Consider the following 21,336-nt stretch of genomic DNA (forward strand, 5'->3'; position numbering starts at 1 on the left):
GCGGGGGCTTATTCGAGTAGCTCCGCGTACGAACCCAGGGCGAGGGCGATGTCCGCCTGTGCCCAGAACCGGTGATAGGTGAAGGTGGGCGCGGCACCGCCCGCGAGATAGCTCTCGATCTTCGACCAGGCCGGGTCGTCCTCGTAGAAGGAACGGATCGAGTCGAACGTGGACGACGAGTCGATCGCGTCGCCGTTCGGCATGGTGCCGGTCCAGCCGCCGGGGACGTACACCGGGTCGTCGAAGCGGTGGTAGTCGGCGCGGGTCTCCGGGACGGCGATGCCGAGCGCGTCCTGGTTGTTCTCCCACATGCCGTCGAGGAGCGCCTTGGCGGTGCCGGCCGCCTCGGTGTCGCCCGAGCGGTCGGCGTAGTACGTCAAGGTCTTGGCGTACGACGCGGCCACGCCGACGTCGTTGGTGTAGTCCGCGACCGTGACGTGCAGGCCCGCGTTGGCGCCCGGGGAGGAGGCGTTCCAGGTGTCCGGCTTGCCCGACCACTGGAGCGTGGAGGGGATCCGGAAGGAGCCGTCCGGGTTGACCGTGGTCTCCGACAGCGCCCAGTCGACCCACTTGTCGAGGACCGCCTTGGCCTCGGCGTCACCGCTCTGCTGGTAGTACTCGGCGACCCGCTCCATCGACCACGCCTGGAAGCCGAACCACTGGTTGGACGGCGGGTCGTGGTAGACGGGCTTCTCGTCGTAGTACATGCCGTAGAAGGTCGGTGTCCCGGCCGGCGGGGTGGCGTACCGGCCCTGCCAACTGTTGGTGGCACCGCCCGCGATGCCGCCCTCCTCCGACTGCAGCCAGCGGTAGAACTCCAGTTGCCGGTCGAGGGACTTGGCCCAGTCCGCCGCGCCCGTCGCCGACTTCGGCTTCAGGTCGGGGTAGGTGCTCAGGGCGTAGGCGGCCAGCGGGTTCTGGTAGCCGCCGTGGGTGTGGCTGGAACCGATGCGCCAGGCCCATCCGGCCGAGGTGTCCACCGCGCCGCCCCAGGCGTAGTACCAGGAGAGCAGGTAGTGCGAGGAGTCCTTGCCGGTGCCGGCCGGGCAGCTCGCCGGCCCCACGCAGTTGCCGACCTTCTTGAAGTACTTGTCGAACATCGCGTAGCGCAGGTAGTCGCCCATCTTGGCGGCCTTGGCGACGGTCCCGGAGACCTCGCCGCCCTTGCCCTGGTCCTTCGCCCAGAGGTCCGCCCAGTACGCGGCCTGCACGGCCCGCGCGTCGGCGTCCGGGGCGTTGGTGAACTTCCACTGCTTGGCGTAGGAGGCGTCCCCGGTGAACAGGTCCAGGTAGCCGTTGGTGCCGCCGTACTTGAAGGCGTCGCAGGTGGGCTGCGGCACCGTCTCCCACACCGACTCCTGCACACCGCGCTGGAAGGTGTTGATGTACGACGGGCCGGTGTCCGACGGCCCCGCCTCGCACTTGCCGGGCGAGTTGCCGTAGCCGTACACGTTGTCGACGTCCTGGAGCCAGTGCATGCCGTACACGTCGTCCGTGCCGTACGCCGACTTCAGTTCACCGGCGATCGGGTCCGCGCCGACCGGCACCGAGCCGTCCAGCTTCGCCGGGTACTCCTGCGGAGTGTCCAGCTCAGGGGCGTACGTCGCCGGTTTGGAGGCGTTGTACGCGGAGTTGGTCGGCTGGTCGGCGTGGGTGGGGATCATGTACTTCTCCATGATCTCCCAGGCGTTGTTGAACCGGGTCCAGTCGCCGGTCACCTTGCCGTACATGGCCTGGAGCCACAGCAGGTAGCTGTACGCCTCCGAGGTGGTCTCGTGGCCGTGGTCCGGCGCCTCCACGATCAGCGTCTCCACCGAGTGGTACGGGATGCCCTCGGGGGAGAAGTAGCCGTTCGCGGGGTCGGTGATCTTGCCGTACAGCTCCAGGAAACGGGCGTCGTACTCCTTGGACGCCCCGAGCTGCGTCACCGTGACCGCGGCCTTGCCGTGGCCGGGTGCGGTGGACTCGAAGACGGCCGAACCGGTGCCGGAGGCGTTGGCGCCGACGGTCACCTTCTGCGCGGTGTTCCAGTTCGCCGGGGTGAAGGTGAGCGACCCGCCACCGGTCACGGACAGGCCCGTGCTGCCGCTCGCCCGCGTGGTGCTGACCGTCGTGTTCGCGGCCGGCTGCTGGGAGAGCTTCACTTCGAACGAGCCCGACTCGCCCTGTCGTACGCCCAGTTGAGCGGGCGTGGCGACGACCACCGGTCCGGCGGCGACCGTGACGCCGACCGGCGTGGAGTCGCCGGAGGCGCCCAGGCTGTCGTACGCCTTCGCCAGCAGTGAATGACTGCCCACGGTCAGCCCGGAGGCCGAGTACGTGTAGGGCGCGCTGGTGTCGGTGCCCAGCAGGGTGCTGTCGTCGTAGAACTCCACCTTGGTGACGGTGGCGTTGTCCGCCGCCGCGGCCGTGGCCGCCAGCGGTACCGCCGCGCCCTGGCTGTAGACGGCGCCCGGAGCGGGGCTGGTCAGCACGGTGAGCGGTGGCTGGTGGGCGCCGGTGCACGAGGTGCCGTTGACCGCGAAGCCGGTCGGCGCGGCGTTGGCGCCGCTGTAGGTGAACTGCGCGCCGGTGGTGACGGCGGCGCCGGCGCCGATTCGGGCGTTGTACGCGGCGTTGGTGACGCTCACCGACTTCCCGGACTGGGTCCAGGTGCCGTTCCAGCCGTTGGTGAGCTTCTGGTCGCCCGCGTAGCTGTACGTCAGCGCCCAGCCGTCCAGCGCCTCGGTACCGCGGTTGGTGAGGGTCAGCTCGGCGGTGAAACCGGAACCCCAGTCGTTCGTCTTGTAGTCCACGCTGCACTGGACCACCGCCGCCTGGGCGGTGGTCGTGCCGGTGCCCACCAGGGTGAGCGGGAGCGCGAACGCCGCCAGCGCGGCCGTCCACAGCCGCCGCGCGGCGCGGCGTCTTCGAGCGGGATGCATGGTGCTGGTTCCTCCTTGCGGCTCGGGAGCGAGGGGGGAGGAGCAACAAGCCTTGAACCAGTGGGAGCGCTCCCATGTTGAGGAGACGGCTGTGAGCGGTCAAGGTGCTTGAAGAGTCGAAAAAATTCGACGTGCAGAGTTTCGGGAATGTTGCGAACGACTCTGTTCTTTGCCCGCACTTGGCGCTAGCTTCGTTGACACCAGTGGGAGCGGTTCCATCAACGGGCTCGTCCGTCACGGACCTGTCCGAGTCGGCTGACGACGTCTTTCGGCGTCTCGATCGAAGAGGAAACCCGCACCCCATGAGCCGTAGCAGAACCGCGTTACTCGCCGCCCTCGCGCTCGTCGCCGGGGCCTCCGGCACGGCGGTCGCCGCCCTCCCCGGGGACGTCGGCACCGCGGCCGTCCCGTGCACCGTGAACTACCAGGTGCAGAACCAGTGGAGCACCGGCTTCACTGCCGCCGTCACCGTCACCAACCACAGCGCCGCCAAGTCGAACTGGACCGTGAAGTGGTCCTACGCCGGCACCCAGAAGGTGACCAGCGGCTGGAACGCCAAGCTCAGTCAGAGCGGGACGGCCGTCACCGCGGCGAACGAGTCCTACAACGCCGCCCTGGCGACCGGCTCCTCGGTGAGCTTCGGCTTCCAGGGCAGCTACAGCGGTACCAACGCGATCCCGGCCACCTTCACCCTCGACGGTGTGACCTGCAACGTCGACGACGGTGACCCGACCGATCCGACGGACCCCACCGACCCGACCGATCCGACCGACCCCACCGATCCGTCCACCCGGGTGAACAACCCCTACGAGGGCGCCAAGGTGTACGTGAACCCGGAGTGGTCGCAGAAGGCCGCGGCCGAGCCCGGTGGCAGCCGGATCGCCAACCAGCCCACCGGTGTCTGGCTGGACCGCACCGCCGCCATCGCGGGGGTGAACGGCGGCATGGGGCTGCGCGACCACCTCGACGAGGCACTGGAGCAGAAGGGCTCCGGCGAGCTGGCGATCCAGCTCGTCATCTACAACCTGCCCGGCCGTGACTGCGCCGCCCTCGCCTCCAACGGCGAACTGGGCCCGACGGAGATCGACAAGTACAAGACGCAGTACATCGACCCGATCGCCGCGATCCTCGCCGACCCGAAGTACGCGGGCCTGCGGATCGTCACCACCGTCGAGATCGACTCGCTGCCCAACCTGGTCACCAACACCACGCCGCGGGCCACCGCCACCCCCAACTGCGACGTGATGAAGGCCAACGGCAACTACCAGAAGGGCGTCGGCTACGCCCTGAACAAGCTGGGCGACGTCGGCAACGTCTACAACTACATCGACGCCGGCCACCACGGCTGGCTCGGCTGGGACGACAACTTCGGCGCCTCCGCCGACCTGTTCAAGGTGGCCGCGACCACCGAGGGCGCGACGGTGAACGACGTGCACGGGTTCATCGTCAACACCGCCAACTACAGCGCGCTGAAGGAGCAGAACTTCACCATCAACGACACGGTCAACGGCACCTCCGTGCGCCAGTCCAAGTGGGTGGACTGGAACCGCTACACCGACGAGCAGTCCTACGCCCAGGCGATGCGCGACAAGCTGGTCTCGATCGGCTTCGACACCAACCTCGGCATGCTCATCGACACCTCCCGCAACGGCTGGGGCGGCACCCAGCGGCCCACCGGCCCCGGCGCCACGACCAGCGTCGACACCTACGTCGACGGGGGCCGCTACGACCGCCGTATCCACCTCGGCAACTGGTGCAACCAGTCCGGAGCCGGACTCGGTGAGCGGCCCCGGGCCAACCCCGCCACCGGGATCGACGCCTACGTCTGGATGAAGCCCCCGGGTGAGTCCGACGGCGCCAGCGAGGAGATCGCCAACGACGAGGGCAAGGGCTTCGACCGGATGTGCGACCCGACGTACACCGGCAACCCGCGCAACAACAACAACCTCTCGGGTGCCCTGCCGAACGCCCCGCTGTCCGGCCACTGGTTCTCCGCGCAGTTCCAGCAGCTCATGCAGAACGCCTACCCGCCGCTGTCCTAGGCGGACGCGGGCCGGGTCCCTCCCGTGAGGGGCCCGGCCCCCCGGTGTCCTCCCGCGACACGTTCTTGCTGTTCCGGCAAGAGAATTTGCCGACGGGTCCGGTCCCGGAGCACGCTGGGCGGCACCACGACACGGGAGCCGCCAGCATGGGACACGACCACCACCACCACGGTCACGACGACTTCGACTGGGCCGCGATGGCCCCGCTCCTGGAGGCGGAGGCGGAGCTGTACTCGCCGCTGTACGCCCAGGCCATGGCCTGGATCGGTGGGGACGTCACCGATCCCGGTCTGGTCGTCGACGTGGGCAGCGGACCCGGCGTGGTCGCCTGTCTGCTCGCCGACGCCTTCCCCGGCGCCCGGGTCGTCGCGGCCGACGGCGCCGCGCCGCTGCTGGACCGGGCCCGCGCCCGCGCCGCCCGGCACGGCCTCGCCGACCGCTTCGGCACCCTCGCCGGCGAGCTGCCGGAGGTCCTGGACGGCCTGGAGTACCCGGCCGACCTGATGTGGGCCGGCCGCAGCCTGCACCATTTGGGCGACCAGCGGGCCGCGCTGGCCGCCTTCGCCGCCCGCCTCGCCCCCGGCGGCACCCTCGCGCTCCTGGAGGGCGGACTGCCCGCCCGGTACCTCCCCCGTGACCTCGGCTTCGGCCGTCCGGGTCTGCAGGCCCGGCTGGACGCGGCGCACGAGGACACCTTCACGCGGATGCGGCGGGAACTGCCGGGGTCCGTCGCCGTGACCGAGGACTGGCCCGCGCTGCTGACCGCGGCCGGCCTGAAGCACACCGGCACCCGCACCTTCCTGCTCGACCTGCCCGCCCCCGTGCCGCGGGCCGCCCGCGCCTTCGTCACCGCCGTGCTCTCCCGGCAGCGGCACATGGCCGCCGGCCTCCTGGACGCCGACGACCTCGCCACCCTCGACCGGCTCCTGGACCCCGCCGACGAGGCGGGCCTGGACCGCCGGGCGGACCTGTTCGTGCTGGCCGCGCTCACCGTCCACACGGCGGCCCGCGCCGCCTGACCATCCCCGCGCACGCCGAAGGCCCGGCACCCCCGCGGCGGGGAGTGCCGGGCCTTCGTGCGGCGCGGACGCGGGCGGGTCAGACCACGGGTCAGACCACGTTGAAGGTGGCCGGGTCGTCACCGAGACGCCGGTCCTCGTTGAGCGCGCTGATCGCCGCGAGGTCCTCGTCGTCCAGCCGGAAGTCGAAGACCGCGATGTTCTCCTCGATCCGGGACGGGGTCACGGACTTCGGGATCACGATGTTGCCGAGCTGCAGGTGCCAGCGCAGCACCACCTGGGCCGCGGTGCGCTCGTGCTTCTGGGCGATGGCCACGATCGCCGGGACCTCCAGGATGCCCTTGCCGGAGCCGAGCGGGGACCACGCCTCGGTGGCGATGCCCTGTTCCGCGTGGTACTCCCGCGAGGCGTGCTGCTGGAGGTGCGGGTGCAGTTCGATCTGGTTGACCGCCGGGATGACCGAGGTCTCGGCGATCAGCCGGTCCAGGTGCTCGGGCAGGAAGTTGGAGACGCCGATGGCGCGGGCCCGGCCGTCGGCCAGGATCTTCTCGAACGCCTTGTAGGTGTCGATGTAGCGGTCCCTGGCCGGTACCGGCCAGTGGATCAGGTACAGGTCGACGTGGTCCAGGCCCAGCTTCGACAGGGAGGTGTCGAAGGCGCGCAGGGTGGAGTCGTAGCCCTGTTCGGAGTTCCAGAGCTTGGTGGTGACGAAGAGTTCCTCGCGCGGGACGCCGGAGGCGGCGATCGCCCTGCCGGTGCCCTCTTCATTGCCGTAGATCGCCGCTGTGTCGATGCTGCGGTACCCGGCCTGGAGTGCCGTGGTGACGGCGCTCTCGGCCTCGTTGTCCGGAACCTGCCACACGCCGAAGCCGAGCTGGGGCATTTCGACGCCGTTGTTCAGGATGATCGGGGGGACCTGGCTGCTCACGAGCTGTTGATCCTTCGTTTGTATCGGGTGGTGCTCCCATGCTCAACGATCAGGAGGCGTTACGCATTCCTGACGCCGGGAAATGCCCGTTCCCGCCGCACGCCGCGTTCATGCGCGGTACAGGGCCTCGATCTCGGCGCCGTACGCCTTCTCGATGGCCCGGCGCTTCAGCTTCAGCGAGGGGGTGAGCAGCCCGTGCTCCTCGGTGAACGGCTGGGCGAGGATGCGGAAGGTGCGGATCGACTCGGCCTGGGAGACGAGCGTGTTGGCGGCGACGACCGCACGCCGCACCTCGGTCTCCAGATCGGCGTCGCGCACCAGTTCGGCCGCGGGCGGCCGGGGTTTGTTGCGCATCGCCAGCCAGTGGTCGACGGCCTCCTGGTCGAGGGTGACCAGGGCGGCGACATAGGGCCGGTCGTTGCCGACCACGACGCACTGGTTGACCAGCGGATGGTCGCGGACCCGCTCCTCCAGCACCCCGGGCGAGACGCTCTTGCCGCCGGAGGTCACCAGGATCTCCTTCTTGCGGCCGGTGATGGTGAGGTAGCCGTCCTCGTCGAGCGAGCCCAGGTCGCCGGTGGCCAGCCAGCCGTCGCGCAGCGACTCGTCGGTCGCCTTCTCGTTGTTCAGATAGCCCTGGAAGACGTTCTCGCCGCGCAGCCAGATCTCGCCGTCGTCCGCGAGGTGCACGCTGACGCCCGGGACCGGGCGGCCGACCGTGCCGTAGCGGGTGCGCTCGGGCGGGTTGGCGGTGGCCGCGGCCGTCGACTCGGTCAGCCCGTAACCCTCGTAGATCTGCACGCCGGCGCCCGCGAAGAAGAGGCCGAGCCGGCGGTCCATCGCCGAGCCGCCGGACATGGCGTTGCGGATGCGTCCGCCCATCGCCGCCCGCACCTTGCCGTAGACGAGCTTGTCGAAGAGCTGGTGCTGCATACGCAGGGTCGCCGACGGCCCCGGGCCGCTGCCCCACGCCTTCGCCTCCAGCGCCTCCGCGTACTTCACCGCCACCTCGACGGCCTTCTCGAACGGCCCCGAGCGGCCCTCCTTCTCGGCCTTGCGCCGGGCCGCGTTGAACACCTTCTCGAAGATGTACGGCACGGCGAGGATGAACGTCGGCCGGAACGCGGCCAGGTCCGGCAGCAGGGCCGAGGCGTTGAGCTGCGGCTGGTGGCCGAAGCGGACCCGGCCGCGGATCGCGGCGATCTCCACCATCCGCCCGAAGACGTGCGCGAGCGGCAGGAAGAGCAGGGTCGACACCTCCTCGCCGCGCCGGGCGCCGAAGACGGGCTCCCAGCGCTCGATGACGGTGTCCGCCTCCCACATGAAGTTGCCGTGCGAGATGACGCAGCCCTTGGGCCGGCCGGTGGTGCCCGAGGTGTAGATGACGGTGGCCACCGAGTCGGGCGTGACGGCTCTGCGGTGCCGGTGCACCACGTCGTCGTCGAGGTGGGCGCCGGCCTCGTACAGCTCCCGCACCACGCCGGAGTCGAGCTGCCACAGTTCGCGCAGCGCGGGCAGCCGGTCGATGACGGTGGCGATCGTCATCGCGTGGTCCTCGTGCTCCACGACCGCGGCGGTGACCTCGGCGTCGTACAGCATCCAGAAGCACTGCTCGGCGGAGGAGGTGGGGTAGACGGGGACCACCTGGGCGCCGATCGTCCACAGCGCGAAGTCGAAGAGCGTCCACTCGTAGCGGGTGCGGGACATGATGGCGACCCGGTCCCCGAAGCGGACGCCCCGGGCGAGCAGGCCCTTGGCGAGGGCGAGCACCTCGTCGCGGAACTCGGCGCTGGTGACGTTCCGCCACCGCCCCGCCTCGTCCTTGCGGCCGAGGGCGATGTACCGGGGGTCCTCCTGGGCATTGCGGAAGACCACGTCGGCCAGCCCGCCCACCGGTGGTGCCGACGCCGTCGCAGGACTCGTGAACTCGCGCACTCCCGTTCCCCGCTCCCAGCTCCTCGCGACGCTCCTTGTGACACCCCGCACAGCGCCGTGAAAGCTACCCCACCCCGTGGGGCGCGAACGGGCCCACAAGGCGCCCCGGGGCCCGCCGCCACGCTGGTCAGCCCGGGACAATGCGCTCACATGGGGAAGGGCCGGACAGATATCTGACCGTTGAGTAAGGTTCCCGGCCGTAATCTCCACGGAATCTGTACGGTCCGGTTACCGGCGGTAGTGCGCGGGTGTGGCGGCAGCTCCGGGCGCCGGTCCGCCCGTCCGCCGGCGCCCGGTCAGTCACCGTGCGGCCGGTGCAGCCGGTCACCGCCCCTGAGGATCGCCGCCGCCAGGGCGGCCGCGGCCTCCTGGGCGGCGGTGCGGCGGCGGCCGTGGGCCAGCACGAAGTCGACCCGGCCCAGTTCCGGCAGGCCGGCCCGCTCCGGTACGCGGGCCAGGCCCGGCGGGATCAGTCCGCGGGAGTGCGCCATCACACCGAGGCCCGCGCGGGCCGCCGCGATCAGTCCGTTGAGGCTGCCGCTCGTGCACGCGATCCGGAACTCGCGGCCCTGCCGCTGGAGCGCCTCCAGGGCGAGGGCCCGGCTGATGCCCGGCGGTGGATAGACGATCAGCGGCACCGGACGCTCGGGGTCGACCCGCAGCCGTTCCGCGCCGATCCAGACCAGCCGGTCGCGCCAGACCGGCTCGCCCCGCGGGTCCTCGGGCCGCCGCTTGGCCAGCACCAGGTCCAGCTTCCCGGCGTCGAGCAGTTCGTGCAGGGTGCCCGACAGCTCCACCGTCAGCTCCAGATCGACCTCCGGATGGTCGTGGCGGAACCCCTCCAGGATCTCCGGGAGCCGGGTGAGCACCACGTCCTCGGAGGCGCCGAACCGCAGCCGGCCGCGCAGCCGGGTGCCGGTGAAGAAGGCGGTCGCCTGCTCGTGCACGTCCAGAATGCGCCGGGCGAAGCCGAGCATCGCCTCGCCGTCCTCGGTCAGCTCCACCGAGTGGGTGTCCCGGGTGAACAGCGGCCGCCCGGTGACGCCCTCCAGGCGCCGGACGTGCTGGCTCACGGTCGACTGCCGCAGCCCGAGCCGCCGGGCCGCCTGCGTGAAACTCAGCGTCTGGGCCACCGACAGGAACGTGCGCAGGTGAGAGGGGTCGTACACGCACCCACCCTACGCCGGTCATCGCGGAACGTGATGACAGTGAGAGCGGTGTACGGGATTCCCGATCGCGCGGTGAGAGCGCACGATGGGGAGGGGACTCGTAGCCCTGGGGCCCATACCTCTGGGGCCCATACCTCTGGGGCCCGCACCTCTGGGGCCCGCACCTCTGGGGCCCGCACCTCTGGGGCCCATACCTCTGGGGTGCGACCGCGACCATCCTGGAACGAGCAAGCAACCAGCAACGAGCAAGTGGAGCACCGTGAAACGCCTGCGATGGCCGCGCCGGATGCCGGTCGACCCGTATGTCGTCCTGCTGCTCGGGACGGTGGTCCTCGCGGCGCTGCTCCCCGCCCGCGGGACGGGGGCCGAGGTCGCGGGCGGCGCCTCCACGGTGGCGATCGCCTTCCTCTTCTTCCTCTACGGCGCCCGCCTCTCCACCCGTGAGGCGGTGGCCGGTTTCACCCACTGGCGGCTCCATGTCACCGTCCTGGCCTGCACCTTCGTCGTCTTCCCGCTGCTCGGTCTGGCCGCCCGCGGGCTCGTCCCGGTCCTCCTGACCGACCCGCTCTACCAGGGCCTGCTCTTCCTCACCCTGGTCCCCTCCACCATCCAGTCCTCCATCGCCTTCACCTCGATCGCCCGTGGCAACGTGCCCGCCGCGATCGTCGCGGGCTCCTTCTCCTCGCTGGCCGGCATCGTCCTCACCCCGCTGCTGGCCGCCGCCCTGCTCGGGGGCAGCGCCGGCGGCTTCTCCGGCGACTCGGTCGTCGAGATCGTGCTCCAGCTCCTGGTGCCCTTCGTCGCGGGGCAGTTGCTGCGCCACTGGATCGGCGCCTTCGTCGCCCGGCACAAGAAGGTGCTCCAACTGGTCGACCGCGGCTCCATCCTGCTCGTCGTCTACACCGCGTTCAGCGAGGGCATGGTGCGGGGCGTCTGGCACCAGGTCAGCCCCGTGCGGCTGGCCGGACTGCTGGCCGTCGAGGCCGTGCTGCTCGCGGTGATGCTGACGCTGACCTGGTACGGCGCGAAGGCGCTCGGCTTCGGCCGGGCGGACCGGATCGCCCTCCAGTTCGCCGGCTCCAAGAAGTCCCTGGCCTCCGGACTGCCCATGGCGAGTGTGCTCTTCGGCGCGCACGCCTCGCTGGCCGTGCTGCCGCTGATGCTCTTCCACCAGATGCAGCTCATGGTCTGCGCGGTCATCGCCAAGCGCCGCTCGCACGACCCGCTCGCGGCGGACGAGGAGCAGGCGGGCGGGGACGAGCGCGGGGACGGGGACGGGGACGGGGACGGGGACGGGGACGGGGACGGGAAGGGCGGCGAGGGCGCGGGTGAGGGTGCGCCGGAGGCGGCCGGGCGGCCCGGGGCGGGCACGGGGACCCGTTCCCGCTGACCCGAGGGTGCCCGCTGCCGCTCGGTGGTGGTGCCCGGTGGTGCCCGGTGGTGCCCGGTGGTGGTGCCCGGTCACCTTCGGCGTCGGCGCCGCGAGGTCAGCCCGCCGGGTCCACCCGGTCCAGCGGCAGCCGCAGTACGGTGCCGTCCGCTCCCGGCCGGCCGCCCGCGATCTCCTCGTCGCTCAGCGCCCGGTCCCACACACGGACGTCGTCCAGGGCGCCCGCGAAGTGCGCCCGCCCGTCCATCCGGGCGCCGACGTGCACCCCGAACGGCGAGTTCCGGCTGACCGAGCCGGGCACGTCCGCCACCTCGGACCGGGTGCCGTCCAGGAAGAGGGTGAGCCGTCCGCCGCCCCGGCGCAGCACCACCCGGTGCCAGTCGCCGTCGTTGCGGGCGCCCTCGGCGCGCACGTACGCCGACCGGGGCGCGTCCGCCCCCTCCCGCGCGGTGATCAGGCCCTGCACCCGGTCGAGGGCCGGCTCGGCGCGCAGCCAGACCTGGGCCTGGTGGACGCCGGTCCCGCCCATCCACAGCAGCGGCCGCTCGCCGTCCGCCGCGGTGTACCGGAACCACAGCGACGCCGTGAAGTCGGAGGTGCCCAGCGGCAGCCCGTCGCGGTACGGCAGCCGTACGGAGTCGTCGGCGCCGTCGAGGGCGAGCGCGCCGCCCACCGCGCCGTCCGTCACCGACGCGCCGCCGAGCACGGCCGCGGGCGGGGCGCCAGGGGCGAGGTCGGGGGTGGTGGGGTCGGCGCCGCGCCGGGCCGTCAGCCAGTCCTCGGTGAAGCGGGCGAACCGGATCTCGTCGCGGGCGTCGACGGCGCCCCCCTCGTACAGCAGGCCCACCGTGGTGGCGTCCAGCCCGGCCATGTCCGAGTAGCCGGCCCAGTCCCGGGTGACGACGGTGGCCCGGTCCACGCTGTCCCAGGTGGCGCCGTCGTCGTAGGAGGAGCGGATCGTCATCGTGCGGCGGCGGTCGGGGTCGGCCGGGGCGGAGAGCAGCACCCGCTCGCCCAGCGTGAGCAGCGCGCCCTGCACCTGCGGGGTGTACAGGTCCGGGAGCGTCTCGAAGGGCCCGGCGAAGCTGTCACCGCCGTCGCGGCTGACCGCCTGGGCGCGGTGGCCGAGGTCCAGGCCGTCCTGGTCCCGGGCGCTGACCAGCAGGGAGCCGTCGCTGAGTTCGGCGAGGGTCACCTCGGACGGCTTCTGCCGGAAGGTGCCGTCGGCGAGGACGGGCCAGGTGTCGGTGGCGCCGACCCGCCAGTGGGCGCCGCCGTCGTCGCTGACGACCAGCGCGGCGTGGTTGGCCGAGACCCCGTCGCCGTCCCAGGTCTCGGCGTTGACGCCGAGGACCAGCCGCCCGGCGTGCGGACCCCGGGTGAGCTGGACGCCGTGCACGGGGCCGGTGGCGTACCAGGAGTTCCAGGTCTCGGGGCGGATCTCGGCGCTCAGGTCGCGGGGCGTGGACCAGGTCGCGCCGTGGTCGTCGCTGTACTGGACGTGCGGGACGCGGTCGCAGGGCACCGTGCAGCCGAGGTCGTCCGCGCGGCCCGCGTTGTACGTCTCCAGCAGCAGGACGCGGCCGGTGGCACGGTCCACGACCGGGGCCGGGTTGCCGTGCGTGTCGCCGCCGCCCGCGTTGACGACCTGGAGCGGACCCCAGGTGCGGCCGCCGTCGGTGGAGCGTTTGAGGACGAGGTCGATGTCGGCGGCGTCCCCGCAGTTGAGGACCCGGCCCTCGGCGAAGGCCAGCAGCGTGCCGTCGGCGGCCCGCACGATCGCCGGGATGCGGAAGCAGGCGTAACCCGGGTCGCGGTCGGCCCGGAACAGCACCTGCTGCTCGAACTCCGCCGCGACCGGGAAGGAGTCGGCGTGCGCGGGGAGCGGCGCGGCGGCCAGGGAGAACAGGGCGGCGAGGACGGTCAGAGCGGATCGGGAACGCGGGAGCGGGGAGGACGGCATGACGTGATGGCCCTTCAGGCGGCTGAACGGTGGCCGGTCGTCTGGCCATCAGTAGATCAAGTCATCACATGTCTGATATGTCTGGCTGGATTCCGCGCGTGTCGCCGCCCTGCCCCGCCTCACCCCGCCCCGGTCTCTCCCGCGCCGGTCTGTCCCGCCTCACCCCGCCCCGGTCCGTCCCTGCCGCGGGGAGGTGCGGTCAGCCCTGGCCGGCCGGAGCCCGCAGGGCGACGCGGTCCGCGCCCGCGTACACGTTCATCGAGTTGCCCCGCAGGAAACCCACCAGGGTCAGGCCGGTCTCGGCGGCGAGGTCCACGGCGAGCGAGGAGGGCGCGGAGACCGCCGCGAGGACCGGGATGCCCGCCATCACGGCCTTCTGTGCCAGCTCGAACGAGGCCCGCCCGGAGACCAGCAGCACCGACCGGGCCAGCGGCAGCCGGCCGTTCTGCAGCGCGCGGCCGACGAGCTTGTCGACCGCGTTGTGCCGGCCCACGTCCTCCCGGACGTCGGCCAGTTCCCCGTCCTCGGTGAACAGGGCGGCGGCGTGCAGGCCGCCGGTGCGGTCGAAGACGTGCTGGGCGGCGCGCAGCCGGTCCGGCAGGCTCGCGAGCAGCTCGGCGTCGAGGCGGACGGGCGGCGTGTCGGCGATGGGCCAGCGGGCCGTCGTCCGGACCGCGTCGAGGCTGGCCTTGCCGCACAGGCCGCAGGAGGACGTGGTGTAGACGTTCCGTTCCAGGGTGATGTCGGGGAGCGCGAGGCCGGGCGCGGTCTGCACGTCCACCACGTTGTACGTGTTGGAGCCGTCCGCCGCGGCGCCCGCGCAGTACACGATGGAGCGCAGGTCGTCCCGCTCGGCGAGGACGCCCTCGCTGACCAGGAACCCGGCGGCGAGCGCGAAGTCGTCGCCGGGAGTGCGCATGGTGATGGCGAGCGGCTTGCCGTTCAGCCGGATCTCCAGGGGTTCCTCGGCGACGAGCGTGTCCGGGCGGGTCGTGACGGCCCCGTCCCGGATGCGGATCACCTTGCGTCGTTCCGTGACTCGTCCCATGTCCCCATCATCCGTTCGCTCGGGTCAGGCCCGGTTCCGCACGTGCCGGCAGCCCAAGCGCCCCTTGACGCAGAGGTTTCCGCGGGTCACCGGGCTGTCGTGCGGCGAGGCGGCCTTCACGATCTCATTGTCCCGCACCTGGAGGGTGAGGCCGCAGCCCGCACCGCAGTACGCGCGCCCGGTGGTCGTCTCCGTCTCCCCGCCACTCTCAAGCTATAGCGCGAGGGGGGCCTTGCGGCAAGGCCCCGGTGGTCCCGCAGAATGACCGGCCCGAGCCGGCTGCCTGCGGAAACCGCCGGCCGTCCGAGCCTTGTGAACGGGGATTGCCATGCTCGATGTGATCATCGCGGGCGCCGGTCCGACCGGCCTGATGCTCGCCGCCGAACTGCGCCTGCACGGCGTGGGCGTACGGGTGCTGGAGCGGGAGCCGGAGCCGACCCCGGTGGTCCGCTCCCTCGGTCTGCATGTGCGCAGTATCGAGGTGATGGCCCAGCGCGGGCTGCTCGACCGGTTCCTCGCGCACGGCCGGCGGCACCCGCTCGGCGGGTTCTTCGCCGCCATCGACAAGCCCGCGCCCGACCGCCTGGACACCGCGCACGGCTACGTCCTCGGCATCCCGCAGCCCGTCACCGACCGGTTGCTCGCCGAGCACGCCACCGGGCTGGGCGCCGAGATCCGGCGCGGCGCCGAGCTGACCGGACTGAGCCAGGACGACGACGGGGTCACCGCCGGACTCGCCGACGGCACCCGGCAGCGGGCGCGTTGGCTGGTCGGCTGCGACGGCGGCCGCAGCACCGTGCGGGGGCTGCTCGGCGTCGGCTTCCCCGGCGAGCCCGCCCGGACGGAGACGCTGATCGGCGAGATGGAGGTGGCCGCGGCGCCGGAGACGGTGGCCGCCGTGACGGCGAGAGTGCGACAGACGCAGCAGCGGTTCGGGATCGGACCGCTCGGGGGCGGGGCGTTCCGTGTCGTCGTACCCGCCGGGGAACTGGCCGGGGACCGTTCCGTGCCGCCGACGCTGGAGGAGTTCCGGACCCGGCTGCGGGCGGTCGCCGGCACCGACCTCGGCGTGCACTCACCGCGCTGGCTGTCCCGCTTCGGCGACGCCACCCGGCAGGCCGAGCGGTACCGGACCGGCCGGGTGCTGCTGGCCGGCGACGCGGCGCACATCCACCCGCCGGCCGGCGGACAGGGCCTCAACCTCGGCATCCAGGACGCGTTCAACCTCGGCTGGAAACTGGCCGCCGAGGTGGCCGGCCGGGCACCGCGGGGGTTGCTGGACAGCTTCCACACCGAGCGGCACCCGGTCGCCGCCGCCGTGCTGACCCACACCCGCGCGCAGATGGAGCTGATGTCCACCGAGCCCGGCCCCCGGGCGGTGCGCGAACTGCTGGCGGAACTGATGGAATTCGACGACGTCAACCGGTTCCTGATCGAGCGGCTCACCGCGATCGGGGTCCGCTACGACTTCGGCGCGGGCCACCCGCTGCTCGGCCGGCGGCTGCGGGACCTCACCCTGAAGCGGGGCCGCCTCTACGACCTGACGCACCGCGGCCGCGGACTGCTCCTCGACCAGACCGGCCGGCTCTCGGTGACCGGCTGGGCGGACCGCGTCGACCACGTCGTGGACGTGAGCGAGGAACTGGACGCCCCCGCGGTGCTGCTCCGGCCGGACGGCCACGTCGCGTGGGCCGGCCAGGACCAGGAGGAACTGGTCACCGTCTTGCCGCGGTGGTTCGGGGCGGCCGGCGGCCGAGCACCCGGCCCCTGAGCACCCGGCCGCTGAGCACCCGGCCCCTGAGCACCCGGCCCCTGAGCACCCGGCCGCTGAGCACCCGACCCCTGCGGGGGCGGCACGGAAGGTCACGGGGCGTCACGGGTGCGCCCCTCTCCGAGACCGCTCGGCGTCCTTCGCACGCCGTTCACCGCGTACAGTCGGCACGCCCCTTCTCAACCGGGCGAAATCTTCCTACCGTTCGGGATCATGAGTCCCCCTGTCGCCCCCGTCGGCTGGAGCCGCTGGCTGGTCCCGCCGGCCGCCCTCTCGGTCCACCTCTCCATCGGCCAGGCGTACGCCTGGTCCGTGTTCAAGCCGCCCCTGGAGTCCGCCCTCGGCCTCAGCGGCACGCAGAGCGCCCTGCCCTTCCAGCTCGGCATCGTCATGCTCGGCCTGTCGGCCGCCTTCGGCGGCACCCTGGTCGAGCGGCGCGGGCCCCGGTGGGCGATGACCGTCGCCCTGGTCTGCTTCTCCTCCGGCTTCCTGCTCTCCGCGCTCGGCGCGGCCACCGAGCAGTACTGGCTGATCGTCTTCGGCTACGGCTTCGTCGGCGGCATCGGCCTCGGCATCGGCTACATCTCGCCGGTCTCCACCCTCATCAAGTGGTTCCCCGACCGGCCCGGCATGGCGACCGGCATCGCCATCATGGGCTTCGGCGGCGGCGCGCTGATCGCCTCACCCTGGTCGGCGCAGATGCTGGAGTCCTTCGGCACCGACAGCTCCGGGATCGCGCTCGCCTTCCTCGTGCACGGACTGTCGTACGCCGTCTTCATGCTCCTCGGTGTCCTGCTGATCCGGGTGCCGCGCACGGAGAAGCCCGTCGCGGGCGCGCCGAGCATCGTCGCCGGACCGCAGGTCTCGGCACGCGTCGCGGTGCGCACCCCGCAGTTCTGGTGCCTGTGGCTGGTGCTCTGCATGAACGTCACCGCCGGGATCGGCATCCTGGAGAAGGCCGCCCCGATGATCACGGACTTCTTCGCCGACACCTCGGCGCCGGTCTCCGCGACCGCCGCCGCCGGCTTCGTCGCCCTGCTGTCGGCCGCCAACATGGCCGGCCGCATCGGCTGGTCCTCGACCTCCGACCTGATCGGCCGCAAGAACATCTACCGCGTCTACCTGGGCGTCGGCGCTCTGATGTACGGCCTCATCGCCCTGTTCGGCGACTCCTCCAAGCCGCTCTTCGTCCTCAGCGCCCTGGTCATCCTCTCCTTCTACGGCGGCGGCTTCGCGACCGTCCCCGCCTATCTGAAGGACCTCTTCGGCGCCTACCAGGTCGGCGCGATCCACGGGCGGCTGCTCACCGCCTGGTCCACGGCCGGCGTCCTCGGGCCGCTGATCGTCAACTGGATCGCCGACCGCCAGGAGGAGGCCGGCCGGCACGGCTCCGCCCTGTACGGACTGTCGTTCGTCATCATGATCGGACTGCTCGCCGTCGGCTTCGTCGCCAACGAACTGGTCCGCCCCGTCCACCCCCGACACCACATCTCCGCACCGGAACCCGAGGAGGGCGACGATGTCGCACGACAGCAGCCAGAGTCCGCCTGACCGGCGTCCCTTGATCGTCCTCTCCTGGATCTGGGTGGGCCTGCCGCTCGCCTACGGGCTGTACGAACTGGTGCGGAAGGCGACGCAGCTTTTCACCGGGTGAGGGCCGGGCCGTCCGCACCGGGGGCGGGCCGGGCCGTCCGGGCGCTGACCGAAGCCGACAAGCCCGGCCTCCGTTTCCTGTCGCTTCACCTGCCGTCGTACCCGTGAGTCACTGATCAGACTGGGCCGTCCCGCTACCTGAGCAACAAGGGGGATCCGCCCATGCACGGCTCGCGCATCACCGGCGTCGGCCACTACCAGCCCGCCGGAGTCCTCACCAACGAGGAACTGGCGGGCCTGGTCGACACCAGCGACGAGTGGATCCGGAGCCGGGTGGGCATCCGCACCCGCCGGATCGCCGGATCCGAGGAGCCGGTGGACGAGCTGGCCGCGCACGCCGCCGCCAAGGCGCTCGCCGCGGCCGGGGCGACCCCCGCCGACGTCGACCTGGTCCTCGTCGCCACCTCCACCGCCATCGACCGCTCCCCGAACATGGCGGCCCGCGTCGCCGCCCGGCTCGGCATGGGCAACCCCGCCACGATGGACCTCAACGTGGTGTGCGCCGGTTTCACCCACGCCCTGGCCACCGCCGACCACGCCGTCCGCGCGGGCGCCTCCCGCCGCGCCCTGGTCATCGGCGCGGACAAGATGTCCGAGGTCACCGACTGGACCGACCGCACCACCTGCGTGCTGGTCGGCGACGGCGCGGGCGCCGCCGTGGTCGAGCCCTGCGCCCCGGACACGGAACCCGGCATCGGGCCGGTGCTGTGGGGGTCGGTGCCCGAACTGGGGCACGCGGTACGGATCGAGGGCACGCCCCCGCGCTTCGCCCAGGAGGGGCAGAGCGTCTACCGCTGGGCGACCACCCGACTGCCCGCGGTGGCCCGCGAGGTGTGCGAACGGGCCGGCGTCGACCCCGCCGACCTCGCCGCGGTCGTCCTGCACCAGGCCAACCTGCGCATCATCGAACCGCTGGCCCAGCGCATCGGCGCGGTCCGCGCCGTCGTCGCCCGCGATGTGGTCGAGTCCGGCAACACCTCGGCGGCGAGCATCCCGCTCGCCCTGGCCAAGCTGGTCGAACGCGGCGAGATCGGCACCGGCGACCCGGTCCTGCTCTTCGGCTTCGGCGGCAACCTGTCGTACGCCGGGCAGGTCGTGCGCTGCCCCTGAACCCGAACCCGAATACCGAACACCGGGAAGCGGGAAGCGGGAAGCGGGAAGCGGGAAGCGGGAACCGTAGACTGTAGACGAAAGACACTTGATACTTTCTTTACCGTCTTTCTTCCGTCGAGGGGGCCGCGATGTTGTCCGCAGGACTGCCGCCGGGGGCGGTGCCCCGGCTCGAACGCCCCGGCCCGCTGCGCGACCGCGTCTACGAGGCGCTGCTCGAACTCATCACCACCCGCGCCCTGCGACCGGGCCAGCACCTGGTCGAGAGCGAACTCGCGGGCCATCTGGGCGTCTCGCGCCAGCCGGTGCGCGAGGCGCTGCAACGGCTGAACACCGAGGGCTGGGTCGATCTGCGCCCCGCCCAGGGCGCGTTCGTGCACGAGCCGACGGAAGCCGAGGCCGACCAGCTCCTCACCGTCCGTACGCTGCTGGAGGCGGAGGCCGCCCGGCTCGCCGCCGCCCACGCGGACAGCGCGGGCGTGACCGCCCTGGAGGAGCTGTGCGCCGAGGGCGAGCGGCTGGTCGCCGAGGACGACGTGGACGGTGCCGTGGCGATGAACGCCCGCTTCCACGCCAAGGTGATGGAGCTGGCCGGCAACACCGTCCTCGCCGAACTCGCCGCCCAGGTGGACCGCCGGGTGCGCTGGTACTACACGCCGATCGCCCGGCAGCGCGGCCGGCAGTCCTGGATCGAGCACCGGGAGCTGATCGCCGCGATCGACGGACGGGACGAACAGGGCGCCACCCGGCTGATGCGGGAGCACACCGAGCACACCCGGCGCTCCTACCACGCGCGCGACACCGGCACCTGACCCGCCGTCGCACGCGCCGGCCCCCGCCGGGCCACCGGCCCTCGCCGAGCCCCCCGGCCCCCGCCCCCCGCGCGCCTTCGCCCACCGCGCGCCTTCGTCCCCCCGCGCGTCTTTGTCCACTGAGTGGAGAAAGTGGGGGTCAATTCCTGCGCGACTTCTTCCCAGCCCCGGCGCCCGCTGCTACGTTCCCTTCGAAAGCGGGCCACGGACGTGGCCGGCCACCGGCGCGCACAGGCCGATCGAGGCGGGGAGGGGCTCGTGAGACGCATGACCGCACGACCCGCCAACGCCCACCAGGCCAGGCTGCTGAAGCTGCTGCGCGACGGGGGCCCCAACTCCCGTGCCCAACTCGGCGACCAGGTCGACCTCTCCCGGTCCAAGCTGGCCGTGGAGGTGGACCGGCTGCTGGAGACGGGGCTGGCCGTGGCCGACGGACTCGCCGCCTCGCGCGGCGGGCGCCGTTCGCACAACATCCGGCTCAACCCCGGACTGCGGTTCCTCGGCGTCGACATCGGCGCGACCTCGGTCGACGTCGCCGTCACCAACGCCGAGCTGGAGATCCTCGGCCACATCAACCAGCCCATGGACGTACGCGAGGGGCCGGTCGCGGTCTTCGAGCAGGTGCTGTCCATGGCCGCGAAGCTGCGGGCCTCCGGGCTCGCGGAGGGTTTCGACGGCGCCGGGATCGGTGTCCCGGGGCCGGTCCGCTTCCCCGAGGGCGTGCCGGTGGCGCCGCCGATCATGCCGGGCTGGGACGGCTTCCCGGTGCGGGAGGCGCTCAGCCAGGACCTCGGCTGCCCGGTCATGGTCGACAACGACGTGAACCTGATGGCGCTGGGGGAGCAGCACGCGGGTGTCGCCCGCACCGTGCATGACTTCCTCGTCGTCAAGATCGGCACCGGCATCGGCTGCGGCATCGTCGTCGGCGGTGGGGTCTACCGCGGGACCACGGGCAGCGCGGGCGACATCGGGCACATCCAGGCCGTGCCCGAAGGCCGTCCGTGCGCCTGCGGCAACCGGGGCTGCCTGGAGGCCCACTTCAGCGGCGCGGCACTCGCCCGTGACGCGCTGGAGGCCGCCCAGCAGGGCCGCTCCGCCGAACTGGCGAGCCGTCTGGAGACGGGCGGCGCCCTGAGCGCCGCCGATGTCGCCGCCGCGGCGGCGGCCGGCGACGCCACCGCCCTCGACCTGATCCGCGAGGGCGGCAACCGCACCGGCCAGGTCATCGCCGGCCTGGTCAGCTTCTTCAACCCCGGCCTGGTGGTGATCGGCGGCGGGGTCACCGGCCTCGGCCACACCCTGCTCGCCGCGATCCGCACCCAGGTCTACCGCCAGTCGCTGCCCCTGGCGACCGGCAACCTGCCCATCGTGCTCGGCGAACTGGGCCCCACCGCCGGTGTCATCGGCGCGGCCCGCCTCATCAGCGACCACCTGTTCTCACCCGCGTAGCACCGCCCGGCACCTCAGGCCACCAGCACCGCGCCCGCCCCGCCCCGCCCCGACCGGCCCTGCCCCGCACCCGCCCTCACCCCACACCCCGCCCTGCCCTGATCCGCCCTGCCACCGGCCCGC

Annotated in this window: 15 protein-coding genes and 1 pseudogene; 9 read left to right on the top strand and 7 right to left on the bottom strand. The window is 72.3% G+C overall.

All coding sequences use genetic code 11. The features are described 5' to 3' along the window. Positions 1-8 precede the first annotated feature (8 nt). Complete coding sequence (locus ABEB00_RS03900) at positions 9-2,924, bottom strand: glycoside hydrolase family 48 protein (RefSeq protein WP_345617430.1); 2,916 nt, start codon at positions 2,922-2,924, stop codon at positions 9-11. 302 nt (positions 2,925-3,226) lie between these two features. On the opposite strand from ABEB00_RS03900, the gene ABEB00_RS03905 reads away from it, so the two are divergent. Together ABEB00_RS03905 and ABEB00_RS03910 are read left to right on the top strand one after the other, a co-directional pair. Next, positions 3,227-4,966: a glycoside hydrolase family 6 protein gene (locus ABEB00_RS03905; RefSeq protein WP_345617431.1), complete on the top strand. Its 1,740-nt coding sequence runs from the start codon at positions 3,227-3,229 to the stop codon at positions 4,964-4,966. A gap of 146 nt (positions 4,967-5,112) precedes the next feature. Beyond that, positions 5,113-5,985: a class I SAM-dependent methyltransferase gene (locus ABEB00_RS03910; protein ID WP_345617432.1), complete on the top strand. Its 873-nt coding sequence runs from the start codon at positions 5,113-5,115 to the stop codon at positions 5,983-5,985. A 91-nt stretch (positions 5,986-6,076) separates the two neighbouring features. Here ABEB00_RS03910 and ABEB00_RS03915 read toward each other — a convergent pair whose 3' ends face one another. From ABEB00_RS03915 to ABEB00_RS03925, 3 genes are all read right to left on the bottom strand, one after another. Further along, the gene (locus ABEB00_RS03915) at positions 6,077-6,913 is read right to left on the bottom strand and encodes an aldo/keto reductase (RefSeq protein WP_345617433.1); all 837 of its coding nucleotides are present in this window, start codon (positions 6,911-6,913) and stop codon (positions 6,077-6,079) included. A gap of 108 nt (positions 6,914-7,021) precedes the next feature. Next, positions 7,022-8,848 (bottom strand): AMP-dependent synthetase/ligase, encoded by a 1,827-nt coding sequence (locus ABEB00_RS03920; RefSeq protein ID WP_345617434.1) that lies wholly within the window; start codon positions 8,846-8,848, stop codon positions 7,022-7,024. Positions 8,849-9,144: 296 nt separating this feature from the next. Continuing rightward, positions 9,145-10,017 (bottom strand): LysR substrate-binding domain-containing protein, encoded by an 873-nt coding sequence (locus ABEB00_RS03925; RefSeq protein WP_345617435.1) that lies wholly within the window; start codon positions 10,015-10,017, stop codon positions 9,145-9,147. 259 nt (positions 10,018-10,276) lie between these two features. Between ABEB00_RS03925 and ABEB00_RS03930 the strand changes: the two genes are divergently transcribed. Next, positions 10,277-11,407, top strand: coding sequence for a bile acid:sodium symporter family protein (locus tag ABEB00_RS03930; RefSeq protein ID WP_345617437.1), 1,131 nt, complete (start codon positions 10,277-10,279; stop codon positions 11,405-11,407). 97 nt (positions 11,408-11,504) lie between these two features. On the opposite strand, the gene ABEB00_RS03935 is transcribed toward ABEB00_RS03930, so the two are convergent. The 3 genes and pseudogenes from ABEB00_RS03935 to ABEB00_RS03945 form a co-directional block, all read right to left on the bottom strand. Then, positions 11,505-13,370 carry an exo-alpha-sialidase gene (locus tag ABEB00_RS03935; RefSeq protein ID WP_345617439.1) on the bottom strand — a complete coding sequence of 622 codons (1,866 nt, stop codon included), beginning with the start codon at positions 13,368-13,370 and terminating at the stop codon, positions 11,505-11,507. A gap of 199 nt (positions 13,371-13,569) precedes the next feature. Continuing rightward, positions 13,570-14,418 (bottom strand): formate dehydrogenase accessory sulfurtransferase FdhD, encoded by an 849-nt coding sequence (fdhD, locus tag ABEB00_RS03940; protein ID WP_345617441.1) that lies wholly within the window; start codon positions 14,416-14,418, stop codon positions 13,570-13,572. Between the two features lie 24 nt (positions 14,419-14,442). Further along, a pseudogene (locus tag ABEB00_RS03945) lies at positions 14,443-14,616 on the bottom strand (2Fe-2S iron-sulfur cluster-binding protein); the annotation flags it as partial. Between the two features lie 130 nt (positions 14,617-14,746). Here ABEB00_RS03945 and rox point away from each other — a divergent pair. The 6 genes from rox to ABEB00_RS03975 all read left to right on the top strand — a co-directional run bounded on the left by rox (position 14,747) and on the right by ABEB00_RS03975 (position 21,213). Beyond that, on the top strand, positions 14,747-16,189 hold the full coding sequence (rox, locus tag ABEB00_RS03950) for a rifampin monooxygenase (RefSeq protein WP_345617442.1): 1,443 nt from the start codon (positions 14,747-14,749) through the stop codon (positions 16,187-16,189). Positions 16,190-16,402: 213 nt separating this feature from the next. Continuing rightward, entirely contained in the window at positions 16,403-17,740 is a 1,338-nt protein-coding gene (locus tag ABEB00_RS03955) for an OFA family MFS transporter (protein WP_345617443.1), read from the top strand. Beyond that, on the top strand, positions 17,709-17,843 hold the full coding sequence (locus tag ABEB00_RS03960) for an MFS transporter small subunit (RefSeq protein WP_345617444.1): 135 nt from the start codon (positions 17,709-17,711) through the stop codon (positions 17,841-17,843). Before ABEB00_RS03955 ends, ABEB00_RS03960 begins: the two co-directional genes overlap by 32 nt. 161 nt (positions 17,844-18,004) lie before the next feature. Beyond that, a complete protein-coding gene (locus ABEB00_RS03965; RefSeq protein ID WP_345617445.1) occupies positions 18,005-18,952 on the top strand; it encodes a beta-ketoacyl-ACP synthase III in 948 nt (315 codons plus the stop codon). A 131-nt stretch (positions 18,953-19,083) separates the two neighbouring features. After that, positions 19,084-19,764, top strand: a complete 681-nt coding sequence (locus ABEB00_RS03970) for a GntR family transcriptional regulator (RefSeq protein ID WP_345617446.1) — start codon at positions 19,084-19,086, stop codon at positions 19,762-19,764. Between the two features lie 267 nt (positions 19,765-20,031). Continuing rightward, complete coding sequence (locus tag ABEB00_RS03975) at positions 20,032-21,213, top strand: ROK family protein (RefSeq protein ID WP_345617447.1); 1,182 nt, start codon at positions 20,032-20,034, stop codon at positions 21,211-21,213. Positions 21,214-21,336: the final 123 nt, after the last annotated feature.

The organism is Streptomyces ziwulingensis, from assembly GCF_039542605.1.
GTDB classification, from domain to species: Bacteria; Actinomycetota; Actinomycetes; order Streptomycetales; family Streptomycetaceae; genus Streptomyces; species Streptomyces ziwulingensis.

Coding starts and splice junctions, on each gene's coding strand:
- fdhD (WP_345617441.1), bottom strand. CDS start 14,418: ATGGGACGAGTCACGGAACGACGCAAGGTGATCCGCATCCGGGACGGG.
- rox (WP_345617442.1), top strand. CDS start 14,747: ATGCTCGATGTGATCATCGCGGGCGCCGGTCCGACCGGCCTGATGCTC.
- ABEB00_RS03955 (WP_345617443.1), top strand. CDS start 16,403: ATGAGTCCCCCTGTCGCCCCCGTCGGCTGGAGCCGCTGGCTGGTCCCG.
- ABEB00_RS03910 (WP_345617432.1), top strand. CDS start 5,113: ATGGGACACGACCACCACCACCACGGTCACGACGACTTCGACTGGGCC.
- ABEB00_RS03900 (WP_345617430.1), bottom strand. CDS start 2,924: ATGCATCCCGCTCGAAGACGCCGCGCCGCGCGGCGGCTGTGGACGGCC.
- ABEB00_RS03905 (WP_345617431.1), top strand. CDS start 3,227: ATGAGCCGTAGCAGAACCGCGTTACTCGCCGCCCTCGCGCTCGTCGCC.
- ABEB00_RS03965 (WP_345617445.1), top strand. CDS start 18,005: ATGCACGGCTCGCGCATCACCGGCGTCGGCCACTACCAGCCCGCCGGA.
- ABEB00_RS03935 (WP_345617439.1), bottom strand. CDS start 13,370: ATGCCGTCCTCCCCGCTCCCGCGTTCCCGATCCGCTCTGACCGTCCTC.
- ABEB00_RS03975 (WP_345617447.1), top strand. CDS start 20,032: ATGACCGCACGACCCGCCAACGCCCACCAGGCCAGGCTGCTGAAGCTG.
- ABEB00_RS03970 (WP_345617446.1), top strand. CDS start 19,084: ATGTTGTCCGCAGGACTGCCGCCGGGGGCGGTGCCCCGGCTCGAACGC.
- ABEB00_RS03960 (WP_345617444.1), top strand. CDS start 17,709: ATGTCGCACGACAGCAGCCAGAGTCCGCCTGACCGGCGTCCCTTGATC.